The sequence below is a fragment of the Clostridium sp. AF21-20LB genome, assembly GCF_003478795.1.
GTDB lineage: Bacteria > Bacillota > Clostridia > Lachnospirales > Lachnospiraceae > Otoolea > Otoolea fessa.
The window spans coordinates 24591-40016 of record NZ_QUGD01000025.1; the positions used below are offsets into that span (position 1 = coordinate 24591).

The 15426-nt window shown below is 50.1% G+C and carries 17 protein-coding genes; 13 read left to right on the forward strand and 4 right to left on the reverse strand.

All coding sequences use genetic code 11. The annotated features are described in order from the left end of the window. Window positions 1-34: 34 nt before the first annotated feature. The 6 genes from DWX76_RS11390 to DWX76_RS11405 all read left to right on the forward strand — a co-directional run bounded on the left by DWX76_RS11390 (window position 35) and on the right by DWX76_RS11405 (window position 2221). Window positions 35-559, forward strand: a complete 525-nt coding sequence (locus DWX76_RS11390; RefSeq protein WP_055176454.1) for a flavodoxin family protein — start codon at window positions 35-37, stop codon at window positions 557-559. Between the two features lie 153 nt (window positions 560-712). Further along, window positions 713-1024, forward strand: coding sequence for a zinc-ribbon domain-containing protein (locus DWX76_RS14560; protein WP_243022560.1), 312 nt, complete (start codon window positions 713-715; stop codon window positions 1022-1024). Continuing rightward, the gene (locus tag DWX76_RS14565; protein ID WP_243022558.1) at window positions 1021-1311 is read left to right on the forward strand and encodes a zinc-ribbon domain-containing protein; all 291 of its coding nucleotides are present in this window, start codon (window positions 1021-1023) and stop codon (window positions 1309-1311) included. Before DWX76_RS14560 ends, DWX76_RS14565 begins: the two co-directional genes overlap by 4 nt. Continuing rightward, a complete protein-coding gene (locus DWX76_RS11400) occupies window positions 1251-1457 on the forward strand; it encodes a hypothetical protein (RefSeq protein ID WP_412694063.1) in 207 nt (68 codons plus the stop codon). The genes DWX76_RS14565 and DWX76_RS11400 overlap by 61 nt, the downstream gene beginning before the upstream one ends. 12 nt (window positions 1458-1469) lie before the next feature. Then, complete coding sequence (locus DWX76_RS14015; RefSeq protein ID WP_181357217.1) at window positions 1470-1625, forward strand: hypothetical protein; 156 nt, start codon at window positions 1470-1472, stop codon at window positions 1623-1625. Window positions 1626-1741: 116 nt separating this feature from the next. Further along, on the forward strand, window positions 1742-2221 hold the full coding sequence (locus DWX76_RS11405; protein ID WP_118570707.1) for a type III toxin-antitoxin system CptIN family toxin: 480 nt from the start codon (window positions 1742-1744) through the stop codon (window positions 2219-2221). Window positions 2222-2278: 57 nt separating this feature from the next. On the opposite strand, the gene DWX76_RS11410 is transcribed toward DWX76_RS11405, so the two are convergent. The 4 genes from DWX76_RS11410 to DWX76_RS11425 all read right to left on the reverse strand — a co-directional run bounded on the left by DWX76_RS11410 (window position 2279) and on the right by DWX76_RS11425 (window position 6979). Next, a complete protein-coding gene (locus tag DWX76_RS11410; protein ID WP_118570708.1) occupies window positions 2279-3454 on the reverse strand; it encodes a sensor histidine kinase in 1176 nt (391 codons plus the stop codon). Window positions 3455-3465: 11 nt separating this feature from the next. Then, window positions 3466-4179, reverse strand: a complete 714-nt coding sequence (locus DWX76_RS11415) for a hypothetical protein (protein ID WP_118570709.1) — start codon at window positions 4177-4179, stop codon at window positions 3466-3468. Window position 4180: 1 nt separating this feature from the next. Continuing rightward, entirely contained in the window at window positions 4181-6121 is a 1941-nt protein-coding gene (locus tag DWX76_RS11420; protein ID WP_147353858.1) for a hypothetical protein, read from the reverse strand. 246 nt (window positions 6122-6367) lie between these two features. Further along, window positions 6368-6979 carry a response regulator gene (locus tag DWX76_RS11425; RefSeq protein ID WP_182429777.1) on the reverse strand — a complete coding sequence of 204 codons (612 nt, stop codon included), beginning with the start codon at window positions 6977-6979 and terminating at the stop codon, window positions 6368-6370. Between the two features lie 203 nt (window positions 6980-7182). Here DWX76_RS11425 and DWX76_RS11430 point away from each other — a divergent pair, with 203 nt between their 5' ends. The 7 genes from DWX76_RS11430 to DWX76_RS11455 all read left to right on the forward strand — a co-directional run bounded on the left by DWX76_RS11430 (window position 7183) and on the right by DWX76_RS11455 (window position 15009). Continuing rightward, complete coding sequence (locus DWX76_RS11430) at window positions 7183-7572, forward strand: response regulator transcription factor (protein ID WP_118467304.1); 390 nt, start codon at window positions 7183-7185, stop codon at window positions 7570-7572. Beyond that, window positions 7547-7921 carry a hypothetical protein gene (locus DWX76_RS11435; protein ID WP_118467306.1) on the forward strand — a complete coding sequence of 125 codons (375 nt, stop codon included), beginning with the start codon at window positions 7547-7549 and terminating at the stop codon, window positions 7919-7921. The genes DWX76_RS11430 and DWX76_RS11435 overlap by 26 nt, the downstream gene beginning before the upstream one ends. After that, window positions 7922-8230, forward strand: a complete 309-nt coding sequence (locus tag DWX76_RS11440; protein ID WP_118570712.1) for a hypothetical protein — start codon at window positions 7922-7924, stop codon at window positions 8228-8230. Between the two features lie 329 nt (window positions 8231-8559). Continuing rightward, window positions 8560-9966 carry a hypothetical protein gene (locus tag DWX76_RS11445; RefSeq protein ID WP_147353860.1) on the forward strand — a complete coding sequence of 469 codons (1407 nt, stop codon included), beginning with the start codon at window positions 8560-8562 and terminating at the stop codon, window positions 9964-9966. Continuing rightward, window positions 9963-10121 carry a hypothetical protein gene (locus tag DWX76_RS13845; protein ID WP_182429778.1) on the forward strand — a complete coding sequence of 53 codons (159 nt, stop codon included), beginning with the start codon at window positions 9963-9965 and terminating at the stop codon, window positions 10119-10121. The genes DWX76_RS11445 and DWX76_RS13845 overlap by 4 nt, the downstream gene beginning before the upstream one ends. Window positions 10122-10191: 70 nt before the next feature. Continuing rightward, complete coding sequence (locus tag DWX76_RS11450) at window positions 10192-14658, forward strand: S-layer homology domain-containing protein (protein WP_118570714.1); 4467 nt, start codon at window positions 10192-10194, stop codon at window positions 14656-14658. Between the two features lie 57 nt (window positions 14659-14715). Next, on the forward strand, window positions 14716-15009 hold the full coding sequence (locus DWX76_RS11455) for a winged helix-turn-helix domain-containing protein (RefSeq protein ID WP_243022559.1): 294 nt from the start codon (window positions 14716-14718) through the stop codon (window positions 15007-15009). Window positions 15010-15426 lie beyond the last annotated feature (417 nt).

Sequence of the window (15426 nt, forward strand, 5' to 3'; positions counted from 1 at the left end):
CAGAAATACAAATCGGAAGTTGGAGGATACACGCATGAAAATTGTAATCATTAATGGAAGTGCCAGAAAAGGAAATACGCTGGCAGCAATCAATGCATTTATAAAAGGAGCGTCAGAAAAGAATAAAATTGAAATCATTGAACCCGACAAACTCAACATTGCACCATGCAAGGGATGTGGTGTCTGTCAATGCTCTAAGGGATGCGTCGACAAGGATGATACAAATTCTACAATTGATAAAATTGCTGCCGCAGATATGATTCTTTTTGCTACACCAGTTTATTGGTGGGGAATGTCAGCACAATTGAAACTTATCATTGATAAGTGCTACTGCCGTGGATTGCAGTTAAAAAACAAAAAAGTTGGCACAATTGTTGTAGGTGGTTCTCCCGTAGGCAGTATCCAGTATGAGCTGATTGATAAGCAGTTTGACTGTATGGCAAAATATCTTTCATGGGATATGCTTTTCAAAAAATCATATTACGCAACAGCCAGAGATGAACTTGAAAAAAATAAGGATTCCATGAACGAACTTGAGTGGATCGGAAAAAATTTATAAAGCACACACCAAATTCCAGTTTGCCAACTTGCCCTTTGAGAGAGGAGAAATCCCTTTCTCAAGGGGCTTTTTCTATTTATACGGATATTCGCAAACTACAAGATAAAGCCAAAACTTCATATACTCTAAGCACAAGGAGGTTGAGGTTTGGCTATGAATAACAGTTTAGCAGAAGTACACCCGGAGCTTGTTTCGGAGTGGTCGGAGAAGAACTTACCGCTTACACCTGATGACATTACTTTCGGTTCAAATAAAAAAGTATGGTGGAGAGGTGCTTGCGGTCACGAATGGCAGACAAGCGTTAAGGCTCGTTCTAATGGAGAAAAATGCCCAATATGTTCCGGTGCGAGAGTGATTGCAGGTATTAACGATTTGGCGACATTAGAGCCATTACTGGTAAAACAGTGGTCGAAAAAGAATAAGATAAAACCGACAGAGGTTCTATTGGTTCTCATAAGAAAGTGATTTGGAGATGTGAGAAAGGACACGAGTGGGAAGCTGCCGTTAAGAGCAGAACGATAAATAGGACAGGCTGCCCGTATTGTTCCCATAATAAAGTGTTGGCAGGATTTAATGACCTTGCAACGCTTCTGCCGGATATAGCTGCCGAGTGGTCGGACAGAAATTATCCTTTACTTCCGACTCAGGTTACGGTCTTTGCCAATCGTAAGGCTTGGTGGAAGTGTAAGGATTGCGGCAGAGAGTGGAACACTCTTATGAGCCGGAACAGCTTGTTGGAAAGACATGCGTAGCGATCACAAATCTTCCTACCAGAATGATGATGGGAATCCCATCAGAAGGAATGTTGATTTCAGCAGTGTATGAGTATGACGGACACGAAGGATTGAATCTGCTTATGTTAGATGACGCAATTCCTGCTGGGGCTAAGCTGTATTAAGAAAGTAAATGCATGTATTTTACGACAGAGTTACGACAAATGATGAGCTATGATATAGTAAAAAATATTTCTAAACTTAAAAAACAGGTTGCTAAATTCAGAGAAACTGTATATACTAAAGATAGAAGTAAATGTTTGCCGCTTGCTGATGGTGCGGGGTATAAATAATTCAGTTCGTAAATGAAGCCACTTGCTATACAGGTGGGATAAAAATAGTATAGTTTGTAAATGTTCCCCATCAGTGAATGCTGATGGGGAATTTTATCACATAGGAAAGGTTATTTATGGAGATACAACAGGGATATTCGTATCATATCAAGGATGAATTTTTTGACTTGGTTCAGGATAAATATTTGATGAGTAATAAGGAACAGGGGAACTATCGTCCTCATTACTATGCAATTCAGGATAGAAAAAATCAAAAATTGTATTGGATGATACCAATTAGCTCACAAGCTGAGAAATACAAGGAAATCGTTGAAAAGAAAAAGAAACGATATGGTAAATGCAATACGATAGTGATTGGATTATTTGCAGGGAAAGAAAATGCTTTTTTGATACAGAATACATTTCCTGTTATTGAAAAATATTTTGACCATGTTCATACGATTCAGGAACAGCCTGTAACGATACATAAAAAGTTGGATAAGGTACTTGTTGAAAATCTGAATGAAGTACTGGCTATGTATAATCGTGGAATAAAATTGACTTTTACGGGTATTAAAGCGATTAGGAATATTATGGAAGAAGAACTTGGAAAATAGAGAGGACACCATGCTTATGCAAATGTAAGTAATGGTGTCCTTTTGTATGAGCAATGTTTATAAACCCACTGTAATTCCAACAAGAAAGGATTCCTCACCGGGAACGAGATCGAGATCACCGCCATGGCTTTCAATGATTTTTCGGACAGAGGAAAGCCCGATTCCATGATCAGCAGATGTACCCTTTCGGGAGAGGAATGTTTTTCCCTCTTGCAAGGCCAGACCGTCGTAAGTGTTTTCAATCTTCAAAAAGTACATATTGCCTCTGGTTTCGCCTGCAATGAAAATGCGGCGCACCCCTTGCTTTTGGCGACTGCACGCCTCAACGGCATTGTCCAAAAGATTGCCCAGCACCGTACACAGTTCCACATCGGTAAGCGGCATCTGATCGGGAAGATCGAGCCGCACCTGAAATTCTGTCCCCTGTGTCTGCGCCATGCCGTAGTAGTATTCAATCAGTGCATTTACGACGGGATTTTTGCAGAACTGGGCAGGGGAGTGACCCGATGATGCCGCAACCTGTTCCTCTACCTGTAACAGGAAGGAGCAGATCTCCGTCTGCCCACATTCAGAGGCCATGCGGTCTATGGTGCGCAGATGGTGTTTGATGTCGTGGATCAGCCTTCTGTTTTCTGCCGCTGCTTCAGAAACCTGACGGCTGTATTCGGTCTGCATAGAAAGCTGACGGATGACCTGCTTGCGTTCTTCCTGGAAAATCAGGCTGTTTCCATATCCTTCTATCACATCGCGCCAGAGGGAATAACCGATGGCTGCTGCTATGAAAAAGCTGCCCCATTCCAAAAACCAACCGCCGATAACCGGCTCATAAACCGGCAGAAGGCGATCCCATATAAAGGCGCAGGTTGCGGCTGCCGCAGCATAGAAGATCGGCCTGCTCCGTTTTTCTCCTCTGTGAATGGCAAGCACAGCGATGATAAGCAGATAGAGCGCAGATGCCGCCTTATAGCAAAAGACCGATGCAGAGAAGAAACGAATCGCTCCAAGGGAGAGATGGGAAGCCATCATGCCATACACAAACGCATATACCAGGAAGGCAGCGCCCACTCCATTACTGATGGCCGCAGGCAGGAAGCCCGGCCTGCATATCCGGTTTTGCAGAACTATGATCAGCCAGGTAACCAGATAGATACAGAACAGTTCAATCGTGTACCAGGGGAATACGGGAACCGCAGCCAGCATATGAAGCACCGGATAGGATGACAGGCCGCACATGGCAAGGCAGATCAGCCGAACAGGAATGTATTTTTCTGTTTCATCCGGCGGCTGAAATAAAAGGACAGCAGCGCACAGACAAAGGTAACCGTACAGCTGAACAGGCAGAATGCAAACCGGATTCCTCTGGTTGTATTGACCGCCAGCATCGTTCCGAAAGTAGGCGGATAGACAATCCCTCCGTAAAAGTGGTCATAGTTGCTGACCGCTATGGTGAGTGTGACCGGTTTTCCGCCATGAAAAGTGACCATGCGGTTTTGAACCAATGGTGTCCCCTGTGCCGGTTCCCCCATTTGCAGGATCAGGTCATGATCCAGATAAAGGTTGTAAGCAGAAAACACTTCCGGGATTTCCAGCGCATATGTTTCCTTCCGTTCCGGCAGAAAGAATGTCATCTGATAAGTCCCGCAGCCATAGGGAGAAGGGTTTGCAGGGCTGGAGAAATTGGTCTGCTCTCCGATGGAAAGGTAGCGCATATAATGGCTTTCATCCCGTATTTCTTCCGGGGTCAAAAGCGCGTCAGGATAAAATGCCCAGCCGGATACCAGAAAGCGCACCGGTGACTTTTGAAGTTCTTCCTCAGAAAGCGCCAGAATCCCATTTGCCGCCTGGATTGTGTTCTGGCTATATTTATTATTGAACTGATACAGGCCAAGAAAAAACAGGGATGAGCACAGGCAGACCATACATAAGGCAGCATATTTTTTTACTGCAGAAGATACCATCTTATTTTCGCCTCCTCCTTAGGAAAAACACACCGGCAGACAGAAGAAGCAGACAGGCCGGAATCAAAAGGAGTATGGGCGACCGGCTATGCTCTGTGTCGGCGGCCTGTGCCAGGGAAACGGCATCTTCCTTTCCCACAATGGTGTATGCCCCTGTATGGCTGATCTGAAAGGAGACGGCTTTTGCCGCATCGTCATAACCGGTCATGGGAATTTCCACGCCGCTTTCATCACAGAGGAACCATGTGCCGGCTGCCGGGTCATTTGGACAGGGCAGCATGACAGAAACATCCGGCAGGGAGCTGAGCGCAGTTCCATTGATGGAAAACGAAAAAGAAAAACCGCCGTCCGTATCCGTTTGGATGATGACTTCAATCTGATCTTCGTTTTGGATGCCCTCCGGCAAGGCGTCTTTTGGTATGCTGATGGTGATTCCCTGTTTGGAAAAGACGGCTCTTTGCTCCCCTGTTTGCAGCATCATCAAAAAGCGCGTGCCGGAAATCCGGTCGGTGGTTTCATCGAAGAACTCTGAAAACGCGGAGTTTTGGGAATCTGCGCCTTCCTGGGGAACGGTCATAGCGCTTTGCACTGAATCTTTCCTGTTTTTCGATTCCGGTATAGTCGGTTCATCGGAACCAGCGTCTGGTTCTAATGCTTCCTCTGCATCACCGTTTGTCTGTTTCGATGGGAATTCTTCTTTATCTATGGAATCATCCTTTCCAACCCAGGATGGCTCGGAAGGCTTGTGATCCGTAGGCTTATTTTCTCCGCTGACCGGTGGTGCTTTTTCAGAATCATCGGAATTCGTTCCACAGCCATTTGTTGCAGGCGGTTTTGGAGGCTTTGTGGAGGGCCTGTCTGCGAAACCGTCATCCTGATCGTCGGTATCTTCAGGAGGCGGTTGAATGATGGTATCGGGAGGATTTCCGCCTGCATCCCCTCCATCCCGGTCGCCTTCATGGTACCCTTCAAGGACAATTTCATCTGCGTAGGTAAAGGAGAGGATGCCGGTCTGTCCGCCGTCATAATCCACCTGAAGGCGGTAACTGCTGCCCGGCATCAGCAGACGGGTAGCAATCGAGAGCATTTCCTGACCCACATAAACGCCACTTTCCAGACGGTTCCATGAACCGTTTTTTTTGGACAGCCATATACTGACCTTGTCCAGATTCCCCGGCGGTGTGACCCAGGGAAAATAAAGGCTTCCTCTGCGAACCAGGAAGCAGTTGATGTCTGGGCTGCCCGGAGCCTGTACAGAAACAGGAATTGAAATTTCAGGGAAATCGACACGATCTGCAAATATGGTATTTTCCGGTGCAGTCAGCCTTCCTGCTGCATGGTACAGTCCCACAGTATTCAAATCAATACCAGAAAAATCCCATTCCACCACAGCGGTGTAGCTGGTTCCATTTTCCGCATAGCATTCCAGATAGTAAGGGGAAAAGGCAAACAAATTTTCCAGCGTTTCGGTTTCGCTGCCCTCTTGAACCGCAAACGCGTCCGTATAAGGATACCATTGCTCTATGGAGGTGATGACAGCAGGCGGCATTTCTTTCACCCGGACGGAAATCTGAAGCTCCTGCAAGACAGCTTCACCAAAGGCATACCCCTCCGGCAGTTTAATCCGACCTGCTGCGGTATATTCGCCTGGAGTGGTCTGGTCAATGGCCGAAAAATCCCATGCGACAGAAAATGTTTCCTGCCGGATTTCTTCACCTGCTGTTACCGTGGCGCAGACGGTTTGATACCGAAGGGCCAGCTGATAAATTTCCTCCAGGTCATCATCAGACGGTGTGGTTCTAAGGGGCAGGGTGAAATCTGGCAGGGAGAGCAGTTCGTCTTCCTTTTGTATTTCTGTGACAAGGACGAGGGATACTTCTTCCGATGCTTCCGGGGTTTTGCTCTCCAGTGTCCCTGGAGTCTCGCTTTCTAAATCCGGCAAAATCTCCCTTCTTTCATCGGCATTGGATGGGGTTGCAGTTTCGGCGGCAAATGCGGGGATACTGCAGGTGAAGCAGAGGAGACAGGCCAGACAGCCCTCCAGAATACGCCTGTGCATTTGCTTCATTCTCATACGATACCCCCCATTCCAGAGAAAACATATTGACGGTAGGATTCCCGCAGCTGTTTTCCATTGCGGAGGGCAATCGGAAGTTCCTCCCCGTTTATCAAACGGAAGGTCTGACTGTCAACCTGGCTGATGTAATCCATGTTGATTAAAATGCCCCGGTAGCAGGGCAAAAAAACGCTTGTCCTTCTGCAATGCGGCAGTAACCTCCTGAAAGCCTCCGCTTACCGGTATCACGCGTTCCGCCGTATGAATCCGTGTCATACGGTTTTGATAATCTATGTATAGAATCTTCTCTGTGGGAAGTTCCAGCTTTTGACGGTCAGCCATAACCGAAAGTGTCATCACTTCATAGGGCGGTTTTAGCTGGCACAGCTCCATCGCTTCTTCAAAATCTGCCTGATGGAGCGAAAGCGGCTTCAGCAGATAATAGCTGGCGGACAGGCTGTACCCCATCCGGGCATAATCTTCTGTAATGGTCAGAAAAACAATCTTACAAAGCCTGTTTTTCTGGCGCAGCCTTCTGGCGGCCTCTATTCCATCCATGTTCTCCATATAGATGTCCATAAAGACAAGCTGAAAATTGACCTGGGCGGCAGCTTTCAGAAAATTCTCTCCGTCCTCAAATTCTGTCAGCGTATAGTCCAGCTGATGCTTTTTCATATAATTTTCCAGGCAGACAGACAGTTCTTCTCTGTCCTCTGCTCTGTCATCCACAATCGCAATCTGCATCGTGCCATCTCCTTTGCACAATAATCCAATATTAGTATAACATAAAACCGCAGGAAAAAACGTGCGTCTTAAACAGGAAACCTGCGTCTTAAACAAAGTCGGTTGCATTTCCCTTGACAAGATGCTACTCTAATTATACTACCAGACTTTCCGATGAGAAGGTCTGGTTTTTTTATTTTTCTTTTCAGGAAAGGAGGCTCAGCATGAAAATCGCACTTTGTACGGAATTAAGGAATGCAGAATGGTTTGAGAGCAGGCTGCGCTCCCTTTTTGCTGGGGACGGACAGCTTGTCATCGACGAGCTATGGAATGAGAAGCAGCTATCTCAGGCACTGCGGCGGAGCCGCTACCATGCGGTTGTCATCGCCATGACCGGGGCAAGGGGATTGGAGGCTGCCATTCAGGCAAAGCAGCTGGCACCGGAAACACCGCTTGTCTGGTGGAGCGATGATGAAAACTTTGCCCTGATCGCATATCACCTGCGTATCCCTGCGTTCCTTTCGGCAGACTGCTCCGATCAGGAGCTATATGAGGCGATAAAACCCATCACAAAATGGAGGTGCGAACATGCGAATTGCGCTGTGCAGTTATAGTCAGAAGGAGAAAGAAACGGCGTTACTGATGAAGCTTGGCAAAGTAGACCGCTTTGACAATGGCGTATTCTGCGTCTATGCCATGCAGCGGGATGGGCCTTATGATGCTGTGGTTGTCATGGAGGACGGAGCCAGGGGAATGAATTTCTGCATGAGCATACGAGGGTACAGCAAGGATGTCCCGCTCCTGTGGATCAGCGACCAGGCAGAATTTGAACCCCAAAGCCGCAGGATGCAGGCGGACACCTTTTTGGTAAAGCCTGTGACAGAATATCAGCTGCGGGAGGCGGTATCCCAGCTGCTTCAGAAAACAACGAGAAGGAACGAACCGCGTGAGGAGGATGAATAAATGATATGGAAATGGAAACGGCCGGTCGCATTTTTACTGGCGGCGGCAATGATTTTTACGATGCCGGGAGTTCCGGCATCTGCGGTGGAAGCGGGTGTATCCGCCGTCCATACGGGGTTGTGCAAGCATCACCCGGAACATACAGCGGACTGCGGATATACGGAAGGAACCGAAGGGGCAGTCTGTGAACATGAGCATACTGAGGGTTGCTACACCTTTGTGAAGAAGTGTGTCCATGAGCATGACGAAAGCTGTTACCCTGTTTTGGAAGGCAGCGTATCAGAAAATACGGCGACTCATCTGAAGTAGAGGAGGTCCAGCCGACCGAGTGTACCCATGAATGCAGTGAGGAAAGCGGCTGTATCACAAAAAAATTAAGCTGTCCTCATGAACGCGGCGAGCATGACGATAGCTGCGGCTACATCCCGGCCACAGAGGGGACGCCCTGCGGGTATACCTGCGAGCAGTGCAATTCCCAGGACAGCGGGCTTGTTCCCGGCGCGTCCGGGAATGCTCCGGTGGAGTGCATCTGCGAAACCCACTGTGAGCAGGAGGCGGTCAATCCCGACTGTCCGGTCTGCTCTGCGGAAGATGCGGATCTCTCTGCCTGCAAGGGAACAGAGCAGGCAATGCCCCTGATGGCAGCTGCGGCAGACGATGAAACCATCTTCGGCAATGTTATCTGGGATAACAGAAACATAACTACCCCGGTGACGGTGAAGGGCGACACAACAATCACGCTGAAAGGCGAGAATACCATTACGATTACCGATACCGCATATACCGCCGCTCTGGATATGTATTCCGCCAATCTGACCATTCAGGGAAGCGGCAGTCTGACGGTCAATGTTCCTAGCGGGAAAGATGGTATTGCGGACGGCAGTTGGAGCGACACCGCCGGCGGGACGCTTACCATAAAAGACGGGGTAAAGATAACCACCAACGGCGGTTTGTGCGGCTTGAGCGCTAAAACCATCGTGATTGAGAAAGGAAAGCTGAATCTAAATTCCGGTTGGGGTATTAACACTGCATCCCTGACCATGAAGGGAGGAACCCTTTACGCCACCGGAAAATATGGTGCGATTTCGAATAGTAGGTATGGAAACGCCCGAAACATCAACAACAACCTGACCATTCTGTATTCGGAAAGTCAGAATGCAAACATAGACGATATGTCGGTCGGCACAGCGGCCGATACGACAAGAGAAAGGGACGTCAAGACCATCTATATCGCCAAGATGGCGCCCCGCGCAAGCCTGATCGTCGGCGCGCAGCAGGGAACCCTGCAGGAAAGCTTAGGCCGTCAGATGGCGACCTTCTCCGTTACCGGCAGCAAGGTCAAGATGGATACCCTGAAAGTGGAATTGGAGGGCAAACCCACCGGTCTGACGGCGGAAAAATCCGCCGACAACCAGACCATCACCGTTACCGCGGACAACAATGTCAAGGAGGGCCGCTATAAGCTGAAGCTGACCGCAGACGGCGTAGAAGGAACCAATCCTAACAAGGCGACCGCCACCGCAACGGTCACCGTCGCCGCCGCGCCCAGAAACCCCATTACCATAAAAACGCAGCCGCAGGTCTCAACAGCGAAATTCGAGGGGCAATTTCAGGCGAAAGTCTGGGTAGATGCCTCTCTGGCAAGCGGTTCGGAGGGTAAGATTACCTATCAGTGGTATGTGAACGGAAACAAATTTACAGGTACAGGCAGCGATAGATATAAAATCACCCTGACCCAATCCGACCTGACCACAACGGAGGGCAAGGACTGGGAGTACAGCGCCCAGGTCTACTGCAAGCTGTCCTATCAGAACTATACCGTAAAGACAGACACTGTCACCGTTACCGTTAACACCTGCACCCATGCAAAATACACCCACGAAGCAAATGCCAACAGTGCGGCGAACCGTGTCGTGCGGAAGTGCTCTTTATTGGCGAAAATGGTATCCCCTATTCGTTTGAATTCGATAACGGTGCGGCCCTGGTTGGGGGCCTGTTCTCCGGCGGAACCTATTATTTTGTGCGGGATACTAACGCAACCTTGAAAGCGGGAGGTGATGAGACGAACAAAAAAGACGTTACGCTGGATCTGCAGGGCCACAAGGTTGGGGCGCTGGATCTGCAAAATTGCCCGTACAAAAGCGTTACCATCAAAAACGGCACGATAGAGGCATTGACACCAGCGCCCCCGCGGTATTGATATTAGACGGCGTTACAACAAACCAAAAGTCTTTTCTGACGAGTTTACCCTGACGGTAAAGGGTAACTGCGTGTTTGAGCGACAGGTGGCGTTCCACGGGAAAACCCAGCTCCAGGGCGGCACGTTCCAATATGGAATCGATGTAGAAGCTGGTGAGCAGGCTCTGGCTCTGCTGGCGGATGGATATGCCTTTGCAGATGCTGATGACAGTGAAATTTTGAACGTTTCCGATGTAAGCATCAAGAGTAGAAGCGTCAAAGTGGTCGCGCATACCTGCCAATATCAGAACGGCAAATGTGCCTGCGGCAGAATCTGCGACCATGTGGGCAAGGTGGACAAGGATGGTTACTGCACCTTCTGCCATGCGCTGGTGGAGGCATTTGAAATCGGCGGCACACGATACACCAGTCTGGAAAACGCGCTGACTGCCGCGAAGGACGGTGACACGATCACTCTGCGGGGGCCTTTGGCGATCGAGAACGCAGAGCCTATCGAGATCAGCAAAAATATTATACTGGACCTGAATGGATTCACCCTGAGTGAATCCCGTGAGGAGGCGCCTCTACGTATCCTCGGCTCCAATGTAGCCATAACAAACGGCAAGGTGCAAAGCACCTGTGTCTCCAAGTCCGCTAATGCGGTGGAAGTTGGAAAATTTGACCACACAGGCGCAAAGCTGACGCTGGACAATGTCACCCTGGAGGGAAGCGTAGGCGGCGGAACTGGCGTCCGTGGATTTGGGCTTTTCATCCTTACCGGGAACGAAGCCGTGGTAACGAGCGGCAAGTTCATCGGCGGCATCTACACGGAGGGAGCGCTGACCATGTCCGGCGGCAGCGCGGATCTGCTGGAATTGGGTGCGCTCAAAGGTATTCCAGTGACCCTGTCCGGCGGATCCTTTGACAGCATCAAAATCAAGAATGGCGCAGATTATCAGTCCCTGCTGGCAGAGGGATATGCTTATCGGAAGAAAGACGGCGCATTGCTCAAGCTGTCGGAGATGAAGGAGAATACTGCCGTAACTGTTGTGAAGTGCAGCCACCCGGATGACCATTCCGGCGGGAAGGTTTGCCCCTACTGCGGCTATGCCGCTGAGGTAACAAAGACGGATGGCAGCATTTCCTACCATCGGACGACAGACGAGGCCATCGCCGCAGCTGGCGGCGGTACGGTGAAGCTGCTGGCAAATGCAGACGAGATTACCATCAACAGCCCGCTCAAGCTGAATCTGAACGGTAAGACGGCGGCAAAGCTGACCGTCACCGGAGATGTCACGCTGGCATCCCTGCTGCCGGAGGGTTACGTGTTTAAGAGCGGCAGTACCTGGATCAGCGACCCTAGCGGTACGGAGCTGACCAACGTTTCTATGGCCAAGATCCCCATCAAGAGCATGGACTATCCGACCAAGATGAGCATGACTTATGGCGGTGCGGGGACGCTTCTTGTCAAGGTAGAGAAGGAAACCGGCACAGGCGCTGTAAGCTTCCAGTGGTACAAGGTGGAGGGCGGCAATGCCACAGCGGTCGGCAGCGCGATAACAAGCAATAAATTTGATCTTTTTACGCAAAAGCTGTCCGCAGGCCAGCACACCTTCCGCTTTTCCGCCACTTGCGACGGCTACGAGAAGATGAGCCAGGATATTGTTGTGACGGTACAAAAGGCCAACATCAGCGCAAACCTCATCACGCCGCCCATAGCGCAGGAAAACCTGACCTATATTGGCCAGGAGCAGGCGCTGATTACCGCAGGCAGCGTGACGAAGTATGGCACTATGCAGTACAGCCTGACCGAGAACGGTACATACAGCCAGGTCATCCCTGCCGGCACCGATGCCGGAACGTATACCGTGTGGTATCGGGTGATTGGCGATGCAAACCACAATGATACCGCACCCGCCAGCGTGGAGGTCAGCATTGGAAAGAAACCGCTGACGATCAGCGGGGTAACGGCTGTGTCCAAGCCCTATGATGGCACGACAGACGCAGGCATTACCAGCGTAACCTTCGACGGCATGAACTTGAACCGAGGCACAGACTACACCGTGGCCGCCAGCTTTGACGATGCAGGCGTGGGCAACGGCAAGAACGTCACTGCCACAGTGACCCTGATGGGGCAGACCGCGAAGAATTACTCCCTGGAGCAGAGCAGCTTCCCTACGACTGCCAGCATCGCCAAGGCCGCTGCGCCTGACTTCGTCAAGGAAACTGCGCTTACCATTGTAAACGGCCACGAAAAGACCTACACTGTGACGCTCCCCGCCCTGCCCAAGCTGGAAACGCCCAAAGAGTACGGTGCACCCACCTATGAGCTGGGCGAGATCAAACTCAATGACGGCTACTACACCAGCGGCGCGAAGGTGGAAAACGGCAAGCTGACCCTGCCGATTCAGAAAAATGACGTGGAAACCACCGGCTCTGTGGGCACAGTGACCGTAGTGATCAAGAGCACGAACTATAAGGACATCACGCTGACCGTCAATGTCAATGCGACCAACAAGCTTGTCCCCACTGTTACGGCACCTACGGTCAATACACTGACCTACAATGGTGCAGAACAGGCTCTGGTTACAGCGGGCAAGACCACTGGCGGCACAATGCTCTACCGGCTTGACGATTCTGAGTGGAGCGAGCAGATCCCCACAGCGAAAAACGCGGGGGAATACACTGTTTGGTATAAGGTTCAGGGAAACGCAGAGTACGCAGATGTGGCAGAACAGAACGTGACTGTGACCGTAGCGAAAAAGTCAGTTACCGTTACGGCGCTTGATAAGAGCGCCTACACCGGCAGCACCGCGCCCGATCTGAGCAGCCCGGAAGCAGATAAGGATTACAAGGTGGAAGGTCTGGTTGGTGCAGATACCCTGAGCGGCACGGTAACGCTGGACTACGCACAGACACCGGATATGAGCAAAACCGGCAAAACTGCGATCAACATTACTGGTACACTGTCAAATGACAATTATGCGATCACCTATGTTTCTGGAACGTTGACTGTTTCCAAGCAATCTTCCAGCGACGGCGGTTCCTCCTCTGGTGGTTCGGGCGGCGGTGGAGGTTCCTCCTCCGGCGGTTCTAACGGTTCCGGAAGCAATGATAACACCAACCAGCCGGCCCCTGTCACCGGTGAAACCAAACCCATACAGCCGGATAAAAACGGCAATGCGGCAGTGGATAACAGCTCTGTCCAGTCCGCCATCGACAAGGCCAAACAGGATGCGAAAAAGAACGGCACCACAGAGAACGGGATTGGCGTTACGGTTCCCATCACCCCGGCGGCAGGCCAGACCTCTTTTAACGTGACCATCAAGGCGCAGACACTGGATCTGCTGGTTAAAGAAAACGTCCGGCAGTTTACCGTAGCAACAGACCATCTGGTTTCGGTTAATATCGGCCTGGATACTCTGAAGCAGCTGGATACCGCCTACGCTGGCGGGGACATCATTCTCCGGGCAGATAAGGTGGATGCACTGCGTTCCACCGAGGCCAAAGCCACCATCGGCACAAGACCGACCTATGACCTGTCGCTGGTCTACCTCTCCGGCGGCAAAGAAACACCGATTGCCAACTTAAATGGTCACACTATATCGGTGCGTTTGCCCTACACACCGGCAAAGGGTGAGCAGACAGGTAATCTCTATGCAGTCTATGTAGATGACGCTGGCAAGGTGGAATGGATCACCAAATCCAGTTACAATGCCAGCCTGAAAGCGGTGGTTTTTGAAACCGGTCATTTCAGCGTTTACGGCGTGGGCTACAAGAACCCTGCCCCGGCCTTTACCGATATTACCGGCCACTGGGCAGCAGATAACATCCTCTTTGCAGCCAGCCGGGGACTGCTCTCCGGCACCAGCGACACCACCTTTAGCCCGGACACCGGCATGACCAGAGGAATGTTTGTGACAGCTCTGGGGCGGTTGGCGGGCATCAACCCGGACAGTTACCAGACCGGGAAATTCACCGATGTGAAAGCCGACGCTTACTATGCCCCCTATGTGAACTGGGCGGCGCAGACCGGCATTGTGGAGGGCGTTACCGCCACCACCTTTGCACCGGACACCAACATCAACCGGGAACAGATGGCGGTGATTATGAAAAATTACGCTGCAAAGCTGGGCTATGACCTGCCCCAGACCTTGAAGGCTGTGACCTTTGCGGACAACACACAGATCAGCAGCTGGGCGAAGGATGCGGTCAAGTCCATGCAGCAGGCGGGCATCCTGGCCGGGAAGAATGAAAATAAGTTTGACCCCAAGGGAACCGCCACCCGCGCCGAGGTCGCCACGGTTTTGCGGCGGTTTGTGGAGATCGTCATTGACCCGCAGGCCGCAAACGGCTGGCAGCAGAATGACAGCGGTCAGTGGAACTATTACAGAAACGGGGAGTCAGTGAAAGGCTGGCTCTCCGAGGATCAGAAGTGGTACTGGCTGGACAAGGTCACCGGAATGATGTTTGCCGGAGGCTGGAAGCAGATCGATGGTAAGTGGTACTACTTCTATGCAGACGGGACGATGGCGGTGAATACCGCATCCGACAGATGAAAAATGAACCCGTAATGTAATGCAAAAATAATATCAATAAAGAGGGATGTGAACAATATGGGCAAGTTTCTGGTAATGTCGCTTACCGACCATGAAGAATATATACTCAGTAGAATTATGGAGATTATTGCGGTCGAGCCAGGATTTGACCATATTGTGACATCCCACCCTTGTAACACTCTTGTTTTTCCGGGCTTGGAGCTTCGGCTGAAGGAGAGAACAGCATACCGAAACGGTGAGTTGATTTCTATGACTCGTCGGGAATTTGAAACATTGGTATACTTGGCAAAACATCCATTCTGGGTATTTTCTGCCGGACAGATCTATGAAGAAGTATGGGGAGGATGGTGAAAATTGCGGAACGGCTGTTGCCTTCGTACCGAAAATCAATGCGAATCCGGTGTATAACGGAGGGTGAAGCCTGCTATATGTATGTAGCAATCATTATAATAACATAAAAGGCACGGCATAAAGCAATCTGATGTAAAATCTATCAGAATAATTTATGCCGTGTCTCTTTTTAAGTTGATTGAAAAACGGCACACCGCATTCTCGTTACTTTAGCCTGCAAATAAAAAGTCAAGACTTAATGGGGAAAAAATATAAAATTTTACATGGTTAAAATTAGGCACTAAAATAAGACCACCACAAGCAGTGCTGGTCTGCAAATAAAAGTTTTGAATTAGCTTGACTCAGAAAGAATACAGAGATATTCCTTCACTCGTCCATAATAAATTCTGAGAAATTTATTAGCGCCTGCAGTCATGT